We start from the raw sequence: 15,762 nt of genomic DNA, 5'->3' as shown, positions 1-15,762 counted from the left end.
TAACTTTATTTGAGAGTGTCAAAATTTTGCATACTCTCTTTTATTTTTCAAATTCAATTTTTTTAAATATCATTCTTACATCAAGTCCATTTTCTCTATTTTCTAAATAAATTTCGCCGTCATTTAACAAAATTATATCTTTTATAATTGAAAGTCCAAATCCTGCTCCTTTTTTAGCGTTTTTCCCTTGAAAATTACGATTAAACAGTTTTTTCTTTTCTTCTTCAGGAATTCCTTCTCCATAATTTCTTACGATAACTTCAGCCATTTTATTTTCTTTAGCAATTAATTCAATATTTCCGACAGAATATTTTATACTATTGTCAATCAATCCACGTAAAACTTCTGAAATTAAGTTTTTATCAACAAAAATATTCACATTGCCATCGGATTTTACTAAAATTTTCCTTTTGATATTCAAAAGTTCATAATTTTTTTTTATTTTTTCAAAAAGTTGTTTTACATCAATAATTTCTTTTTTAATAGTAATTTTTTCGAGATTAGAACTTAAAAATAATGTATTTATTATTCTTTCAATATTTTTTACCTCAAGATTCAAATTTTCAATGGCTTCATTTAATAAATCTTTGTCATTTTTTCCCCATTCTAATATATCTAAATAAGCTTTCATTATGGCAAGTGGCGTTTTTAATTCGTGCGACACGTCAGAAGAAAAAGTCTTTTGACTCTTTATAATCTCCTCTTTTTTCTTAAAAGTTTCATTCAACACATCAATCAATTCTCCAATTTCGTCATCTCTTGTTTTGGTCAATTGTGCATCAATATTATGATTATTTATTTCCTTACTTTGAAAAATTATATTTGACAACGGATTTAATACATATTCTGCTACAATTTTTGAAATTATAATAATCGAAATTGTGATTAAAACAAACATTACAAGCATAACATACAAGATTTCATGTGCTTCCATAAATTTAAAATTTCTTATTGCATAATATTTTGTATTATTCACGGTGTAAATTCTTTTGTAGACAAATCTGTCCCATTTTGTTTCAAGTTTATTCTCTTCAATTTTCTTAAAATCCGAATGATTTTCGTCGTCTGTCAAATAAATGAAATTCCCATTTTTTTCAACTGCAAGAGAAATGTATTGTTTATCGGCATAATCGTAGTTTTTGTAAGTCTGTTTCAACTTATCAATCGGAACATTATTTAATTTTTCAATGGCAGATAAGACAAGTTTATCCATTTCTTTAGTTTCAGCTTCAACAGCTTTATGAATTAAAAATATGGTCATTCCCAAGATAATTATAAACAAGATAAAAACTAGACTTACCGTATTTGCAAAAATTATTTTGTCTTTTATTTTTTTTAATCTTATTTTTTTCATATTTTTAAAATATACCCAATTCCTCTCACAGTCTTAATTTTTTCTTTTCCCAATTTTTGCCTAATTTTTTTTATTGTGCTGTCAAGAAGATTGTCGCTTGCATCCCAACCCCATATTTTTTCAACAATTCTATCCCGTGAAACAATTTCCTCTTTATTCTCAGTCAAAAGTTTAACCAGCTCAAATTCTGTTTTTGTCAATAAAACAGGAGTTTCTTCCAAATAAACAGAATAATTTTATGTATTTAACTTTAAAGTTTTATAAACGATTTCAGAAATTTTTTCTTTTCTAATATTTATGTCAATTCTTGCATCAAGCTCCAAAAAATCAAAAGGTTTTGTAACATAATCGCTCGCTCCTGATTTTAATAATTCAACTTTTTCTTCCGTATTATTTTTCGCAGAAACAACAATTATAGGAACTTCTGATATTTTTCTAACATTTTTACAAACTTCATTTCCTTCCATCGAAGGAAGTCCCAAATCCAAAAGCATCAGATCATAAAAATCCCTCTTTTTATCAATTTCATTCAAAGCATCAATCCCATTTTCAATTATCGTAATCTCGTGATTTTTTCGCTCCAGCTGTAATTTCAAAATTCTCGATATTTTTTTATCATCTTCAACAACTAATATCTTTCCCATTTTTTTCTTCTATTTTTTCCTTTCTAAAATTTATTCAGTTTAAATTCAGTTTAAAATTTGTTTTTTATGATACCATTACTTATCGAAAATATTATATCTTGGTTTTATAAAAATAAGAATATATAAATTTAGAAATTACTAATTATCTAAAATAAAAATAAAGAAGGAGATGTGATGCAATTGAAACTAACAAATTATATTTTTTCTGTAGATAAATTCTTTTTTAAACATTTATCTTATAATTCAAATTTCAGCATTTTTAAACATTCAGAAAGTATTGAAAAATTTTTTCGTTTAATTACTAAACTTGGAGAAGGATATTTGGAATTAATGCTTACAGTTGTATTGCTATCATTCTTTTTAATCAATAAACAGAAATATAATTTTTTAAAAAAATATATTTTAGCAGTAATTTTTACTTTGCTTTCTACTCAAATTATATTGAATATAATGAAAGTGTTATTCGCAAGAGCAAGACCGTCGATAACTATAAATCCTGATAAATTTTATGGAATAATGACTTTGATTAAAAATAGTTCATTTTGGAAAGGAAGTTATGTATCTTTTCCATCAGGACATACAATTACTATTTGGGGAACAATTTGGATTTTATCTTTTATCATAAAAAGCAAAGCAATAAAAATACCGTTATTCATCTTGGGAATTTTAGTAGGAATGAGCCGTATTTATTTGGTGCGTCATTGGACTACTGATGTTGTTGCAAGTGTTATTCTTTCATATTTTATCGCAAAATTTGTGCATAAAAAGATGTTTGAGAATAAAGAAAGAATTAGAAAAACAAGATTATTTTCTTATGACAGAAAAACAAATATTGGAATCTTAAAAAAAGATATAATGGCAAATACTTTAAATTATAAAAATAAAAAAATAGAAATTTAAAAACAGGATGATAAAAATATCATCCTGCACCATATATTATATTTTGAGTTTATATAAAATTTTGGACATTCTCTTGTTGCATTTTACTTACATCTTAACATCTCACTTTATTTTTCAATTTTCTACTAAACTTATTCTTTTTACTGCTAAGAAGAAATTTATAAAAAAACTAAAAAATATATAGATCACTATAAAAAATAAGCAATTAAAGCCAGATGAAAAAATAGTAAAAGCTATCATAAATATCAAAATATGCATAATAAAATTAATTATATCTAAAATTAAACTAAATAAATTTAATTTTAAAGATAAACTCAATACTTCTTTGTTTTTACAACTTATGTATATTTTTTTACTTTTTCTTGAAAAAATAGCATATACAATTTCTATTTTCTCATCCGTGTTTAAAATATTTTTAGTAATTTCAAAATTATATTTTAAATTATATTTTTCTTGATTAATCCATATCGTAACATAATCATAATGCATTAAAAAAATATTATTTTTTATTTTTAATTGCATAATAGTATTTACCTTTTTCCTTTCTTTTTAAAAAGTTTCTCAATATCTTTTTTATGTCCTTTTAAATATTTCATTGCTTCGTTAGTAAGTCCTGTTAAATTGTAATCTTTTTTTAATTTTTCTATTTTGTTTGATATCATGTTTGCCATTTTCCCACTAAAATCTTTCCAAGCACTTACTCCTGTTGAATAATTTGATGATGCCCCCATTCCTTCTGTTCCCATTCCAGCAAATGCTTCTGCACTTAATCCAATTCCTATTCCATTACTTGAAAAATCTAAGATTCCATTTTTCATGAGTTTACACAAAATTTTGGACACTCTCACAAATTTTAAACTTGTTTGGTATTAAAATTTGCTTTTCGATTAATGTGTCTGAATTTTTTATTATTAAATGAGTAGGAATTATATCATTAATCATCTATTATAATTTTTTCATCAAATGTTCTGTAACGTTATCAATAACCATATATCTATCGTTATTTAATATTCGTGCTACTGCATATTATCAGATATTTTTTTTATAAGATGTATTATTGTTCTAGAAGAAAGTGGAAAATCTTTATCAACTAATTTACAAATACTTCCTTTTTCTTCAATTATTTTATAATTTTCATAAGTTATTCCTTGATACATTTTTTATATGTATATAATTTAGAATATATTTACATAATTTTTAAAAGCCAAAAGAGAAAGCAAATATTTATAAACAAATTCAATATATTTTTTTTGTCATTACTAAAAATTAATAACGTATATTCAAAATTTACAAATTTTAAATATGTATATATTTCATTTTCTTTTGGAATATTTGAATTAGATAAAAACAACAATTTAATCAAAATAAATATCCTTAAGTAAAAAATAATTACAATTAATATTTTCATAGCTTATCACCTATTGAAATTATAACTAAAATAGATGTCGATATTAAAAATCTAATTAAATAATTTTTAACTTTTAATTTTTTATAAGGTCCATAAATTCCAAAGAATACTAAATACCATAAAAATATTTTTTTTAAATCATTAAATTTTTCAAATAATTTTATATATTTATAAAATATAAATATTATTGCTAAACTTAACACTGAATACAATGAATAATATACATATTCATTATTTTTTATGAATTTAAAAACTATTCCAAACATTCCAATTAGTTTCTCCATTTCTTCTATTATACCAATTAGGACTTCCAGCGGGATAATAGATATTTTTACCATTTGAATTTTTATAATATCCACTATTTATAAATCTGTAATATCTTTTTTGAGATTTTATGATAGTATTTAATTCCTTACCTTTTCCTGAAGCATTTATAGCATTTTTAAAAAATTCTTGATGTTCTTTTGGCCATTTTTCATATGTTTGTTGCCATAATAAATATTCAGTTTGGTAAAATATATCAAAATTATTTTCATTCTCAATTTTCTTTGCTCCATTATAAAAATTATTTTTTATATAATTACTTTCCCAACTTGCTGCCTTTACAGCACTATTAAATCTCTCTCTTTCTTTTCCTAATGCTAAAATTAAAGCTGCTCTACCATTTGAACCAAAATTTCTAAATTCTTTCAATTTACTTACTTCATTAACTGTAAATAATCCAAATGCAATCCAACCTCCTGCTTTTGTTGCAGCTGCATCAGAAAATCCTTTTCCAATTAAATATTTCCTTGCTAAAGTTGAAATAACTGCTATTGTTATTTTTTCTCCAACATGATCTTTAATATAACTTAATAGTGAATTATCATGATCTTTTTGCATTATTTCTTCTACTAAATTTCGATAATTAACTCCTTCCCAATTATAATCTTTACCAACCTTTTCAACTATTTGATTATCGCTTAATCCTTTATATAAAGAATTTTTTATAGTGAAAATATCTTCATATTCTGGACGATCTCCAACATTAACTCCCAATTTACTAGTATCAATAGCGCCATCAGATTTCATAGAAATAGTAGTCTTGTCATCCTTATACTTATCCTGAAAATATGAATTAGTTGCTCTTCTTGTACTTTCTAGTCCTTTTTCTTCAGTTCCTGTTTCTATTTGTCTTCCTTTGGCTCCATTTATAATATGACTCCCTTCTTCCGAAATTGTTCCAATAAGCCCCGATTTTGTACTATTTTCTTTGGCATTTATATTTATTATCATCGTATGTACTCCAGTAGATGAAACATAAGCAGTTCCTGCTTTGTCTTTTAATTCAGGAGTTTCTTCTGGTGTACTAAATTTAATTTCAGCCTTATAACCTAAATCAGAATATGCCTCTTCAAAAGCTGATTTAATCTCATTTTGAGTACTTGCGACTTTCAACCTTTCACCAGCAATATTTTCTACAGTCTCAGAAAGTCTAGTTTCTCTTAACTGTCCAAAGAAATTGCTGTTTGCCATACTAATATTCCTTTCTTTTTTTATTATTTTAACATTAATCATATACAAATGTAAATATCTGCTTAAAGAAAAAAATTAAAAATTTTAACTTTTATTATAAATTTTAAAAAATATCATTTTAAAAGCTCATATAACATCCAAACAGCTCAAAAAGTCAATTTTCGGTAAAAAAAAAACTATGCCTCAAATGAAAATTTTGACTTGTAGAGGTTATATAGGCGAATTTGATATAATCAAAATCTTTTACATTAATTATTTGGAATTTATAAAAATATAGGCAAAAAATAACCGCTGTCTTACAACAATGATTATTTTAAAATTTTGAAAACTGGTTTAGAAAATACATCATCTAATTTATTTAAAAAATGCAGTATTATATTTGAAATTTATATTAAAGAAAACTAATTTGATTGTCCAAAATTTTGGGTACAATATTTTTTTAAAATTTCATTTGCTTCATCTGCAACATAAAGGTTTATTTTTTTAATTTGACCATTATAACTAATTTTTAGTATGTCATCCATATCACAAATATTTCCTTTTGAATCTTTACTATCAACACAATCAAAATTTTTAAATATTTCAAAATTTATTTCTGTATTTTTTCTCTTTAATTTTATTTCAATTCCTTTCATATCCTTAAGATCGCTAGATACTTGTTCTTGAAACGGAGAAACATCGTAATTTTCTCCTGTAAAAATTTCATTTATTATCTCTTTTTCCTTACCTTCTATTTTTTGATTTTCTAAATATATTTCCGTATCTTTTTCATCAATATATTCTAAAATTTTATCTTTAATATTTTTAACATCAATATCTTCTTTAAAAGCACCTAAACTTATTAATGTAATCAAAATAAATAAAAAACTAAAAAGCCAAATAAATATAAAAATTTTTGTAAATAAATTATTATTCATTTTGTGATAGCCCTCCACAAATTAGATGGATTTGGTAATAAATTTAAAAATTTAGCTATGTTATCAGGAACTTTTATTGCTTTTTGCATCTTTAAATTTACTTTTTTTGAATCAGTAATTTTACTTAATTTTAATTGACTTTTTATTGCATTTTCTATTTCTTTTTTAATTATTTTTTCTAAATCTATACTGATTTTTTCAGGCAAAAGAGGATTTTTTAGTCCTACACTCATTCCTACATTAAGAAATCCACTTATTCCATAAGTTCCATTTATAAAAGTTTCTGTCATTACCTTTTTTTATTTCCTTCTCTTTTACTAACTTAAAATAAGTAATTCTATTTAATTTCTTTAACTTCAATTCCAATTCCAAAAAATAAAATCAAAAAATTTTGTAAAATTATAAAAATCATATATAAAACGAGTGAACTACTCCCGCTTTTAGAAGCGGGAGCTTCTTGGGAAGTATCTGCTTTTGTTAGCCAAATATATTTACCAAGCTCTTCGGGTAGTTCCTACCCTGTCTTTTTTTATTTTCCTAATATTTCAACATCAATTTTCCAATATTTTTTATATTCAGTGCCGCATTGTAATCTCTATCAATTTCAATTCCACAGCACTCACATTTATAACTTCTTTCTGATAATTTCAGTTCCTCTTTAACATTTCCACATCTACTACAAGTTTTCGATGATGGAAACCACTTATCTATCTTCAAAAATTGTTTCCCTAAAAACATCAACTTATACTCAAGCATCCTCAAAAATATTCCCCATCCATTATCTCCTACACTTTTACCAAAATTTAATGCCTGACTCATCCCTTTCATATTCAAATCCTCAACAACCACAGCATTATATTCTTCAGACAATTTTTTCGATAATTTATGCAAAAAATCTCTTCGGCAATTCTTAATATATTCATGTAATCTTGATATTTTCGCTTTTTGCTTATACCAATTTTTAGAAAATTTCACTTTTCTTGATAATGATTTCTGTAATTTTTTCAATTTTTTCTCCAGCATCCTAAAATATCTTGGATAATCAGCCCTTTGGTTTTCAGAACTGACAAATAATTCAGACATTGAAAAATCAAGTCCTATTACTTTATCATTACTTGGATTTTTTTGAATTTCTTTTTCAAATTCTGTCAAAACAGAAACATAGTAATTTCCATTACTGTTTGTCAATGTTACTGACTTTATCTTGTAATCCTTCGGTATTTCTCTATGATATTTTAATTTTACTTTTTTCAATTTTGGTAAAACTAAATATTTGTTTTCCTCAATTCGTATTGAATTATTCACACAATTTGTCGTGTAACTTTTAATATTATTCTTTTTAGATTTGAACCTTGGAAATTTTGCCCTCTTCTGAAAAAAATTTGTAAACGATCGTTTTACATTCAATTGAGCATTTGAAAGTGCCAAACTGTCCACTTCTTTTAAAAATTGATTTTCACTTTTCAAACTGGCAGGTGTAATTATTTTATTTTTTCTGGTTTCTTCATAAATTTTATTAGCAGTATACAAGATCGTATTGTAGACAAAACGAACACATCCAAAAGTCTTATTTATCAATAATTCCTGCTCCTTATTTGGATAAATCCTGTATTTGAATGCTAAATTATATTTCATAAAATTACACCTCCTTTTGATTTTGAATATTATTTTTAATGACTTCTCTTCAATATTTTACACAAAAATTGTATCATAGGTGTATCCTTTTTTCAATTTTTTTACAAAAAAAGCAATTCATCTCCCACTTGTAGAAAGCCTACGACTTCTTGCTATCTTTTGTTAAATAATCTATACATTTCATCTGGCATATAGTCATCCATAATGAATTTTTGTTTATTCCAACTTCTATTCCTTTCTTTTTTATTATTTTAACATTAATCATATACAAAGTAAATATCTGTTTAAAGAAAAAATTAAAAATCTTGCTACTGCAAATTTTCTTATGTATGTACCGATTAATTTATAATTTTTAAGCATAAAATATGTTAAATAATTTAAAATTTAGAGAATAATAGCTAAAATCTTTTAAAAGACAAATTTCAGTTTTTCAAGTTTCTTTTTTATAAAATTTATTCAGTTTAAATTCATTCAAAAAATATCTTTTTTATGATATTATAGTTATATCAAGAATATTATATCTTTATTTAAAAAAATAAAAAGATATAATTTTGATATTTAAAATAAAAAAAATTATAAGGAGATGGTGCTATGAAAAATCAAAAAAATTTTTTTAAAACAGGAATTTTAAGTTTTTTATTACTAGGAGGATTACTTGCATACGGTGCAACTTCAAATAATCGAAATATTGCAACAAAAATCAGTCGGGAAGAAGCTGTCAAAATCGCTAAAAAAAATACACCGAATGGACAATTAAAAAAAGTGAAATTAGAAAATACAAAAAGAGGATCTGTATATGACATTGAATTGTGGGAAGGAAACACTAACACTAAAAAAGAATATAAAATTGATGCAAATACAGGGAAGATTTTTAGAGCAAAAACAGATACAGATGATGATGAACTAAATCCTGCGATAACAAATACAAAAATTTCAGTTGAGCAGGCAAAAAGCATAGCAAAAAAACAAGCTCCAAATGCAACTTTCAAAAGTATCGAACTTGAAAGAAAAAAAGGAAAGCTGGTCTATGAAGTAGATCTTATAGAAGGAAATACTAAAAAAGAATATAAAATTGATGCAAATACAGGGGAAATATTAGATTTTGAAATTGACTAAATTAATTATTAATAAATTAGAAAAAATTATTTAAATAATATTAATATTTAACAAAATAAATTTTGATTAAATATGTATTTTGATAATTTTCATTACTTTTTTAAAAAGAAAGAAAGTAAAATGTAGACTTTTTTATATTTGATATTTCTATATTAAGAAAAAACTTTCTTTGAACTGTTTACAAGTTAAAAAAAATTTAGTATAATGTTACAAGATAGAGGCGCGGTTTTTAAGAGTAGATTTATTGAGAAAGTCAATTCAATGAAATAATTTGAAAGGGGAAATCGCCGAAGCAGGAAGAGTGATGAACTTTGCTGCTGGGTCTATGGAGAATATCTATAGAACTGCCATTATAACATGTAATGGTGAGCTGTCAGATATATAAATGTGATTTTATTTTAGATTATATATTTTATATGCTGATGTTCGTTATCAGCATTTTTTATTTATATAAAAAAACTTTTAGAAAAGGAAATTTTGTAAAAATATGAAATTTTTGAACTCTAACAAATATTGGCAAGAAGTTTTTTCATTTAACAAAAGATAGCAAGAAGTCGTAGGCTTTCTACAAGCGGGAGATGAATTGCTTTTTTTTGTAAAAAAAATTGAAAAAAGGATATATTTATGATATAATTTATTCAGTGAAATAATATAAAAGTAGGTAATAATAATGTCATATAATAGCAATTATCATTCAGTATTTGATATAAATTATCATATGATTTTTTGTATAAAGTATCGAAGAGAAGTAATTAATGATGAAATTTCTAATAGATTGAAAGAGATTTTTGAAAAAATATGTCCGAAGTATAACATTGTTCTTAAAGAATGGGAACATGATGTTGATCACATTCATATGTTGATTAATGCTATGCCTAATACTGAACTTTCTAAGTTTGTAAATACTTACAAAAGTGCTTCCAGCAGGTTGATAAAAAAAGAATTTCCTGAAATAAGGGGAAGATTGTGGGAAGAATATTTTTGGAGTAGAAGTTACTTAGTTGTAAGTGTTGGAGGTGCACCGTTAGAGATAATTAAAAAATATATTCAAAATCAAAAGGAGGTGTAATTTTATGAAATATAATTTAGCATTCAAATATAGAATTTACCCAAATAAGGAACAAGAATTATTGATAAATAAGACTTTTGGATGTGTTCGTTTTGTTTACAATACGATTTTATATGCTGCAAATAAATTTTATGAAGAAACTGGAAAAAATAAAATAATTACACCTGCCAGTTTGAAAAGTGAAAATCAATTTTTAAAAGAAGTGGACAGTCTGGCACTTTCAAATGCTCAATTGAATGTAAAACGATCGTTTACAAATTTTTTTCAGAAAAGAGCGAAGTTTCCAAGGTTCAAATCTAAAAAGAATAATGTTAAAAGTTACACGACAAATTGTGTGAATAATTCGATACGAATTGAAGAAAACAAATATTTGGTTTTGCCAAAATTGAAAAAAGTCAAATTGAAATATCATAGAGAAATGCCAAAGGATTACAGAATAAAGTCGGTAACATTGACAAACAGTAATGGAAATTACTATGTTTCTATTTTGACGAAATTTGAAAAAGAAATCAAAAAAAATCCAAGTAATGATAAAGTGATTGGACTTGATTTTTCAATGTCTGAATTATTTGTCAGTTCTGAAAACCAAAGGGCTGATTATCCAAGATATTTTAGGATATTGGAGAAAAAATTGAAAGAATTACAAAAATCATTGTCAAGAAAAGTGAAATTTTCTAAAAATTGGTATAAGCAAAAATCAAAAATATCAAAATTGCATGAGTATATCAAAAATTGTCGAAGAGATTTTCTACATAAATTATCGAAAAAATTATCTAAAGAGTATAATGCTGTGGTTGTTGAGGATTTGAATATGAAAGGGATAAGTCAGGCATTAAATTTTGGTAAAAGTGTAGGAGACAATGGATGGGGAATGTTTTTGAAAATGCTTGAGTACAAGTTGATGTTTTTAGGGAAACAATTTTTGAAGATAGATAAGTGGTTTCCATCGTCGAAAACTTGCAGTAAATGTGGAAATATTAAAGAGGAGCTGAAATTATCAGAAAGAAGTTATAAATGTGAGTGCTGTGGAATTGAAATTGACAGAGATTACAATGCGGCATTGAATATAAGAAACATTGGAAAAGCGATGTTGAAATATTAAGAAAATAAAAGAAGACAGGGTAGGAACTACCCGAAGAGCTTGGTAAATATATTTGGCTAGCAAAAGCAGATACTTCCCAAGAAGCTCCCGCTTCTAAAAGCGGGAGTAGTTCACTTAGGAAATGAATTGCTTTTTTCTAAAAAAAAGTGAAAAAATAAAATTTTTGTGATATAATTTAACCAGTAAAAACAAAATTTTTAATAAATAATAAAAATTACTAGGAGGAGAAAGTATAATGAGTAAAAAATATAACGTAGCAGTAGTTGGAGCAACAGGATTAGTAGGGCAAACATTTTTAAAAGTATTAAAAGAAAGAAATTTCCCAGTGGAAAATTTATATCTTTATGCATCGGCTAGATCGGCTGGAAAAGTTGTAAATTGGGGAGGAAAAGAATACACAGTAATCGAATTGAAAGACGAAAATATTAAAGAAGATATTGATGTAGCTTTATTCTCAGCAGGAGGAGGAATTTCTAAAGAGTTCGCACCTAAATTTAGAGATAAAGGTGCTGTAGTAGTGGATAATAGTAGTGCTTGGAGAATGGATAAAGACATTCCTTTAGTTGTACCTGAAGCAAATCCAGAAGCATTGAAAAATCACAGAGGAATTATTGCAAACCCAAATTGTTCAACAATTCAAGTAATGCCAATTTTAAAAGTATTGCAAGATAAATATAGATTAAAAAGAGTAATTTACTCAACTTATCAAGCAGTTGCAGGAGCTGGAAAAAAAGGATTAGATGATTTAGAAAATAATTTACAAGGAAAACCATCAACAAATTTCCCTCATCAAATAGCTTTCAATGCATTGCCACACATTGATGTATTTTTAGAAAATGGATATACAAAAGAAGAAGAAAAAATGATAAATGAAACAAGAAAAATTTTAAGTTTACCAGATTTAAAAGTTACAGCAACTTGTGTTAGAATTCCAGTTAAATTTGGACATGGAGTTTCTGTAAATGTTGAATTGGAAAAACCTTTTGAATTAGAAGATGTAGTTAAAGCATTTGAAGAAAAAGAAGGTGTAATCGTTCAAAATGATGGTAAAAACAAAGTTTATCCAATGCCAATAACAGCACAAGATACTGATGAAGTTTATGTTGGTAGAATAAGAAGAGATGATACTGTTGATAATGGATTAAATTTATGGGTAGTTGCAGACAACATAAGAAAAGGTGCGGCAACAAATACAATTCAAATTGCCGAAACATTAATTAAAGAAGGAGCATTGTAAGAATAAAAATGAGAATGAACAAGATAAAAAGTAGATTAATAGTATTCTTAATTTTTATGTTGACATTCGTAACAGGGTATAGTGCAAGTAATGAAATTAAAGTGGGAATGGAGTGTGGGTACGCTCCATTCAACTGGTTCCAAGACACGAATAAAAATGGTGCAGTACCAACTAATGGTGGATACTGTGGCGGTTACGATGTTGAAATAGCTAAAGTTATAGCTAAAAAATTAGGGAAAAAGTTAGTAATAGTAAAAACAGAATGGGATGCTTTGTTAGGACCCGCGCTGACATCTGGGAAAGTTGATTTAGTAATAGCTGGTATGTCGGCAACGCCTGAAAGAAAACAAAGTCTATTATTTACCAAACCGTATTATGAATCAGATTTAGTAGTAGTTGTTAAGAAAAATGGAAAATATGCTAAAGCAAAATCAATCAATGATTTTTCGGGAGCAAGAATTACAGGACAGTTAAACACATTGCACTATGATGTAATTGATCAAATGAAAGGTGTTAGTAAGCAGACTGCGATGGAAAGTTTCCCAGCGATGATAGTTGCTCTAAATTCCAATAAAATTGATGGATATGTATCAGAAAGACCAGGAGCGATGGCAGCTCAATATTCAAATCCAAATTTAACATTTATATCATTTGATAAAAATACAGGATTTAAGTATGAAACTTCAGAAGTAAATGTTGCGATTGGAATGAAACTGGGAAATACAGAATTAGAAGAGAAAGTAAATAAAATACTTGATGAAGATTTGACTCCAAAAGCAAGACAAAAAATAATGGAAAAGGCGATAAAAACACAACCTGGGAATACTTCAAGATCATTTTTTGAATGGGTTGCATTCTTTATTCAAAAAAACTGGCATCAATTTGTTAAAGGGACAATTATGACACTATTTATTTCATTAACAGGAACTGTGGTTGGATTTTTAATTGGAATGGTGGTTGCCTTGTCAAGACAAGTGGAAGCTGAAGCAGATAACAGAACTTCTAAAGCCAAAAAAGCAGGATTTTATATCTTAAATAAATTATTTGCAATATATATTGCAGTGTTTAGAGGAACTCCGATGATGGTGCAGTCAATGGTAATTTATTATGGATTGTCGCAAGTGTTTGGATTAAATTTATCTCCAATTGTGGCTGCGTTGTTTATTGTTTCGATAAATACTGGAGCTTATATGAGTGAGATTATAAGAGGTGGAATTGATTCAATTGATAAAGGGCAATTTGAAGCCGCAAAAGCGATTGGAATGACAAATTTCCAAACAATGAAGAGCATAATTTTCCCACAAATGTTTAGAAATATTTTACCGATGATTGGAAATGAATTTATTGTAAATATTAAAGATACTTCTGTACTAAACGTAATCAGCGTTACAGAATTATTCTTTATTTCAAAATCTGTTGCAGGAACATATTCGAGATACTATGAAGTATTTATCATAACAAGTGTGATTTACTTCTTCTTAACATTTACATTATCACTACTTCTAAAACAACTTGAGAAAAAAATAGATGGGCCTCAAACATTTGAATTTTTAGAAGAAGTTGAAGAAGGAGAGAAATAATGTCAGATAAACAAAAAGTAATAGAAATTAAGAATATAAGAAAAGATTTTGGGAATAGAACGGTTTTAAAAGATATAAACTTTAATGTACACGAAGGAGAAGTCGTGAGTATAATAGGTTCTTCTGGAAGTGGAAAATCTACGCTTTTAAGATGTATAAATTTACTAGAAACGCCTACTAGTGGGCAAATCTTAATCCACGGAAAAGATGTATTGAATGGCGATGTTCCTTTGGTTGAGTTGAGAGAAAAAGTTGGAATGGTCTTTCAGCAATTCAATTTATTCAATAATTTGAGTGTCCTAGATAACTGCGTTATTGGACAAATGAAAGTTTTGAAAAGAACTAGGCAAGAAGCTGAAAAAGTGGCAAAAAAATTTTTAGGAAAAGTTGGAATGTCAAGATTTATTAATGCAAAACCAAATCAAATCTCAGGTGGTCAAAAGCAAAGGGTTGCAATTGCAAGAGCCTTGTCAATGGAACCAGAAGTACTACTATTTGATGAACCAACATCTGCACTAGATCCTGAAATGGTTGGAGAAGTTTTAAAAGTAATGAAAGATTTAGCCAAAAGTGGACTTACAATGATCGTTGTTACACACGAAATGGATTTTGCTCATGATGTTTCAAGTAGAGTAGTTTTCATGGATCAAGGGATAATTCTAGAAGATGATAAGCCAGAAATTATTTTTGAGAAACCAAAACACAATAGGACGAAAGAATTTTTATTTAGAATGTTGAAAAAGTAATAAATTTAAATATAATTTCAGAGTGGTCATAGCCACTCTATTTTATTTGAAAAAAATTTTTAAAAACATACAAAAATAAAAATTGCAAAAAGATTCTTAAATTATAAAGCTTTCTTTTTTTTAATCCTGATACTTTCGCTTGTTCGACATCACATTTTTCTAGCTTTGTTCCCATGAATGCAGCTTTAAATTCCCACTTTCCATTTACTTCAACATTGTCAACTGTATCTTCTGTCTGTGCATTTCCCAATTCATTTCCAGCATCATCATAACAAGGAATCGAAATTTTTAAAAAATGTCCTTTTTCTCCTCCAGTATTAACCAAAGTTCCTTTTATATAGGCTGTTAAATTCTCTTTTAACATCTATATCTTTTATTTCATATTCTTTTTTTCTGAGTTAGATTTAGACGGAACAGAAATATCATTAGATTGGACATTATTTGTAATGTTATTTACTTTTTCTTTATTTTTTTATTTATAATTTTCTCCTCATTTTTTCTAAAATATTCTAAAAAAAAATATCAATACCGTAAGGATT

At 26.4% G+C, this 15,762-nt stretch carries 18 protein-coding genes and 1 riboswitch; of the genes, 7 read left to right on the top strand and 11 right to left on the bottom strand.

From position 1 onward, the window contains the following. Positions 1 to 40: 40 nt before the first annotated feature. The 3 genes from BCB68_RS05645 to BCB68_RS10870 are packed head-to-tail and all read right to left on the bottom strand — an operon-like array spanning position 41 to position 1,998. Positions 41 to 1,354: a sensor histidine kinase gene (locus BCB68_RS05645; protein WP_094079895.1), complete on the bottom strand. Its 1,314-nt coding sequence runs from the start codon at positions 1,352 to 1,354 to the stop codon at positions 41 to 43. Beyond that, positions 1,351 to 1,554 carry a helix-turn-helix domain-containing protein gene (locus tag BCB68_RS10875; protein WP_237048568.1) on the bottom strand — a complete coding sequence of 68 codons (204 nt, stop codon included), beginning with the start codon at positions 1,552 to 1,554 and terminating at the stop codon, positions 1,351 to 1,353. Before BCB68_RS10875 ends, BCB68_RS05645 begins: the two co-directional genes overlap by 4 nt. A gap of 36 nt (positions 1,555 to 1,590) precedes the next feature. Then, positions 1,591 to 1,998, bottom strand: a complete 408-nt coding sequence (locus tag BCB68_RS10870; RefSeq protein WP_237048567.1) for a response regulator transcription factor — start codon at positions 1,996 to 1,998, stop codon at positions 1,591 to 1,593. A 174-nt stretch (positions 1,999 to 2,172) separates the two neighbouring features. Between BCB68_RS10870 and BCB68_RS05635 the strand changes: the two genes are divergently transcribed. Beyond that, on the top strand, positions 2,173 to 2,898 hold the full coding sequence (locus tag BCB68_RS05635) for a phosphatase PAP2 family protein (RefSeq protein ID WP_094079894.1): 726 nt from the start codon (positions 2,173 to 2,175) through the stop codon (positions 2,896 to 2,898). A 114-nt stretch (positions 2,899 to 3,012) separates the two neighbouring features. Here the strand turns inward: BCB68_RS05635 and BCB68_RS05630 are convergent, their stop codons facing one another. From BCB68_RS05630 to BCB68_RS05595, 7 genes are all read right to left on the bottom strand, one after another. After that, positions 3,013 to 3,420 carry a hypothetical protein gene (locus tag BCB68_RS05630; protein ID WP_094079893.1) on the bottom strand — a complete coding sequence of 136 codons (408 nt, stop codon included), beginning with the start codon at positions 3,418 to 3,420 and terminating at the stop codon, positions 3,013 to 3,015. An 8-nt stretch (positions 3,421 to 3,428) separates the two neighbouring features. After that, positions 3,429 to 3,728 carry a hypothetical protein gene (locus BCB68_RS05625; RefSeq protein WP_157697358.1) on the bottom strand — a complete coding sequence of 100 codons (300 nt, stop codon included), beginning with the start codon at positions 3,726 to 3,728 and terminating at the stop codon, positions 3,429 to 3,431. 574 nt (positions 3,729 to 4,302) lie between these two features. Beyond that, positions 4,303 to 4,572, bottom strand: a complete 270-nt coding sequence (locus tag BCB68_RS05615) for a hypothetical protein (protein WP_018497864.1) — start codon at positions 4,570 to 4,572, stop codon at positions 4,303 to 4,305. Next, positions 4,553 to 5,821 carry a hypothetical protein gene (locus BCB68_RS05610; protein ID WP_157697357.1) on the bottom strand — a complete coding sequence of 423 codons (1,269 nt, stop codon included), beginning with the start codon at positions 5,819 to 5,821 and terminating at the stop codon, positions 4,553 to 4,555. Before BCB68_RS05610 ends, BCB68_RS05615 begins: the two co-directional genes overlap by 20 nt. A 401-nt stretch (positions 5,822 to 6,222) precedes the next feature. Then, a complete protein-coding gene (locus tag BCB68_RS05605) occupies positions 6,223 to 6,738 on the bottom strand; it encodes a hypothetical protein (protein ID WP_094079889.1) in 516 nt (171 codons plus the stop codon). Continuing rightward, positions 6,735 to 7,028 carry a hypothetical protein gene (locus tag BCB68_RS05600; RefSeq protein WP_094079888.1) on the bottom strand — a complete coding sequence of 98 codons (294 nt, stop codon included), beginning with the start codon at positions 7,026 to 7,028 and terminating at the stop codon, positions 6,735 to 6,737. The genes BCB68_RS05605 and BCB68_RS05600 overlap by 4 nt, the downstream gene beginning before the upstream one ends. A gap of 247 nt (positions 7,029 to 7,275) precedes the next feature. Beyond that, a complete protein-coding gene (locus BCB68_RS05595; RefSeq protein WP_094079887.1) occupies positions 7,276 to 8,373 on the bottom strand; it encodes an RNA-guided endonuclease TnpB family protein in 1,098 nt (365 codons plus the stop codon). A gap of 591 nt (positions 8,374 to 8,964) precedes the next feature. Between BCB68_RS05595 and BCB68_RS05590 the strand changes: the two genes are divergently transcribed. The 6 genes from BCB68_RS05590 (at position 8,965) to BCB68_RS05565 (ending at position 15,223) form a co-directional block, all read left to right on the top strand. Beyond that, the gene (locus BCB68_RS05590) at positions 8,965 to 9,489 is read left to right on the top strand and encodes a PepSY domain-containing protein (RefSeq protein ID WP_094079886.1); all 525 of its coding nucleotides are present in this window, start codon (positions 8,965 to 8,967) and stop codon (positions 9,487 to 9,489) included. A 207-nt stretch (positions 9,490 to 9,696) separates the two neighbouring features. Beyond that, a riboswitch (Lysine riboswitch) is annotated at positions 9,697 to 9,870 on the top strand. A 289-nt stretch (positions 9,871 to 10,159) separates the two neighbouring features. Further along, on the top strand, positions 10,160 to 10,558 hold the full coding sequence (gene tnpA / locus BCB68_RS05585) for an IS200/IS605 family transposase (protein ID WP_094079885.1): 399 nt from the start codon (positions 10,160 to 10,162) through the stop codon (positions 10,556 to 10,558). Positions 10,559 to 10,562: 4 nt separating this feature from the next. Then, positions 10,563 to 11,660, top strand: a complete 1,098-nt coding sequence (locus BCB68_RS05580; protein WP_094079884.1) for an RNA-guided endonuclease TnpB family protein — start codon at positions 10,563 to 10,565, stop codon at positions 11,658 to 11,660. Between the two features lie 235 nt (positions 11,661 to 11,895). Next, entirely contained in the window at positions 11,896 to 12,897 is a 1,002-nt protein-coding gene (locus BCB68_RS05575; RefSeq protein ID WP_094079883.1) for an aspartate-semialdehyde dehydrogenase, read from the top strand. A gap of 8 nt (positions 12,898 to 12,905) precedes the next feature. Continuing rightward, positions 12,906 to 14,477, top strand: a complete 1,572-nt coding sequence (locus tag BCB68_RS05570) for an ABC transporter substrate-binding protein/permease (RefSeq protein WP_094079882.1) — start codon at positions 12,906 to 12,908, stop codon at positions 14,475 to 14,477. Next, complete coding sequence (locus BCB68_RS05565; RefSeq protein ID WP_094079881.1) at positions 14,477 to 15,223, top strand: amino acid ABC transporter ATP-binding protein; 747 nt, start codon at positions 14,477 to 14,479, stop codon at positions 15,221 to 15,223. The genes BCB68_RS05570 and BCB68_RS05565 overlap by 1 nt, the downstream gene beginning before the upstream one ends. A 37-nt stretch (positions 15,224 to 15,260) precedes the next feature. Here BCB68_RS05565 and BCB68_RS05560 read toward each other — a convergent pair whose 3' ends face one another. Continuing rightward, on the bottom strand, positions 15,261 to 15,587 hold the full coding sequence (locus tag BCB68_RS05560; protein ID WP_094079880.1) for an FxLYD domain-containing protein: 327 nt from the start codon (positions 15,585 to 15,587) through the stop codon (positions 15,261 to 15,263). Positions 15,588 to 15,762: the final 175 nt, after the last annotated feature.

This window comes from Leptotrichia sp. oral taxon 498, from assembly GCF_002240055.1.
Taxonomy (GTDB): domain Bacteria; phylum Fusobacteriota; class Fusobacteriia; order Fusobacteriales; family Leptotrichiaceae; genus Leptotrichia; species Leptotrichia rugosa.
The sequence above is the reverse complement of the archived record's forward strand: the minus strand, read 5'-3'. Positions and strand labels throughout refer to the sequence as shown.

Coding starts and splice junctions, on each gene's coding strand:
- BCB68_RS05645 (WP_094079895.1), bottom strand. CDS start 1,354: ATGAAAAAAATAAGATTAAAAAAAATAAAAGACAAAATAATTTTTGCA.
- BCB68_RS10870 (WP_237048567.1), bottom strand. CDS start 1,998: ATGGGAAAGATATTAGTTGTTGAAGATGATAAAAAAATATCGAGAATT.
- BCB68_RS05635 (WP_094079894.1), top strand. CDS start 2,173: ATGCAATTGAAACTAACAAATTATATTTTTTCTGTAGATAAATTCTTT.
- BCB68_RS05630 (WP_094079893.1), bottom strand. CDS start 3,420: ATGCAATTAAAAATAAAAAATAATATTTTTTTAATGCATTATGATTAT.
- BCB68_RS05615 (WP_018497864.1), bottom strand. CDS start 4,572: ATGTTTGGAATAGTTTTTAAATTCATAAAAAATAATGAATATGTATAT.
- BCB68_RS05610 (WP_157697357.1), bottom strand. CDS start 5,821: ATGGCAAACAGCAATTTCTTTGGACAGTTAAGAGAAACTAGACTTTCT.
- BCB68_RS05605 (WP_094079889.1), bottom strand. CDS start 6,738: ATGAATAATAATTTATTTACAAAAATTTTTATATTTATTTGGCTTTTT.
- BCB68_RS05600 (WP_094079888.1), bottom strand. CDS start 7,028: ATGACAGAAACTTTTATAAATGGAACTTATGGAATAAGTGGATTTCTT.
- BCB68_RS05595 (WP_094079887.1), bottom strand. CDS start 8,373: ATGAAATATAATTTAGCATTCAAATACAGGATTTATCCAAATAAGGAG.
- BCB68_RS05590 (WP_094079886.1), top strand. CDS start 8,965: ATGAAAAATCAAAAAAATTTTTTTAAAACAGGAATTTTAAGTTTTTTA.
- tnpA (WP_094079885.1), top strand. CDS start 10,160: ATGTCATATAATAGCAATTATCATTCAGTATTTGATATAAATTATCAT.
- BCB68_RS05580 (WP_094079884.1), top strand. CDS start 10,563: ATGAAATATAATTTAGCATTCAAATATAGAATTTACCCAAATAAGGAA.
- BCB68_RS05575 (WP_094079883.1), top strand. CDS start 11,896: ATGAGTAAAAAATATAACGTAGCAGTAGTTGGAGCAACAGGATTAGTA.
- BCB68_RS05570 (WP_094079882.1), top strand. CDS start 12,906: ATGAGAATGAACAAGATAAAAAGTAGATTAATAGTATTCTTAATTTTT.
- BCB68_RS05565 (WP_094079881.1), top strand. CDS start 14,477: ATGTCAGATAAACAAAAAGTAATAGAAATTAAGAATATAAGAAAAGAT.
- BCB68_RS05560 (WP_094079880.1), bottom strand. CDS start 15,587: ATGTTAAAAGAGAATTTAACAGCCTATATAAAAGGAACTTTGGTTAAT.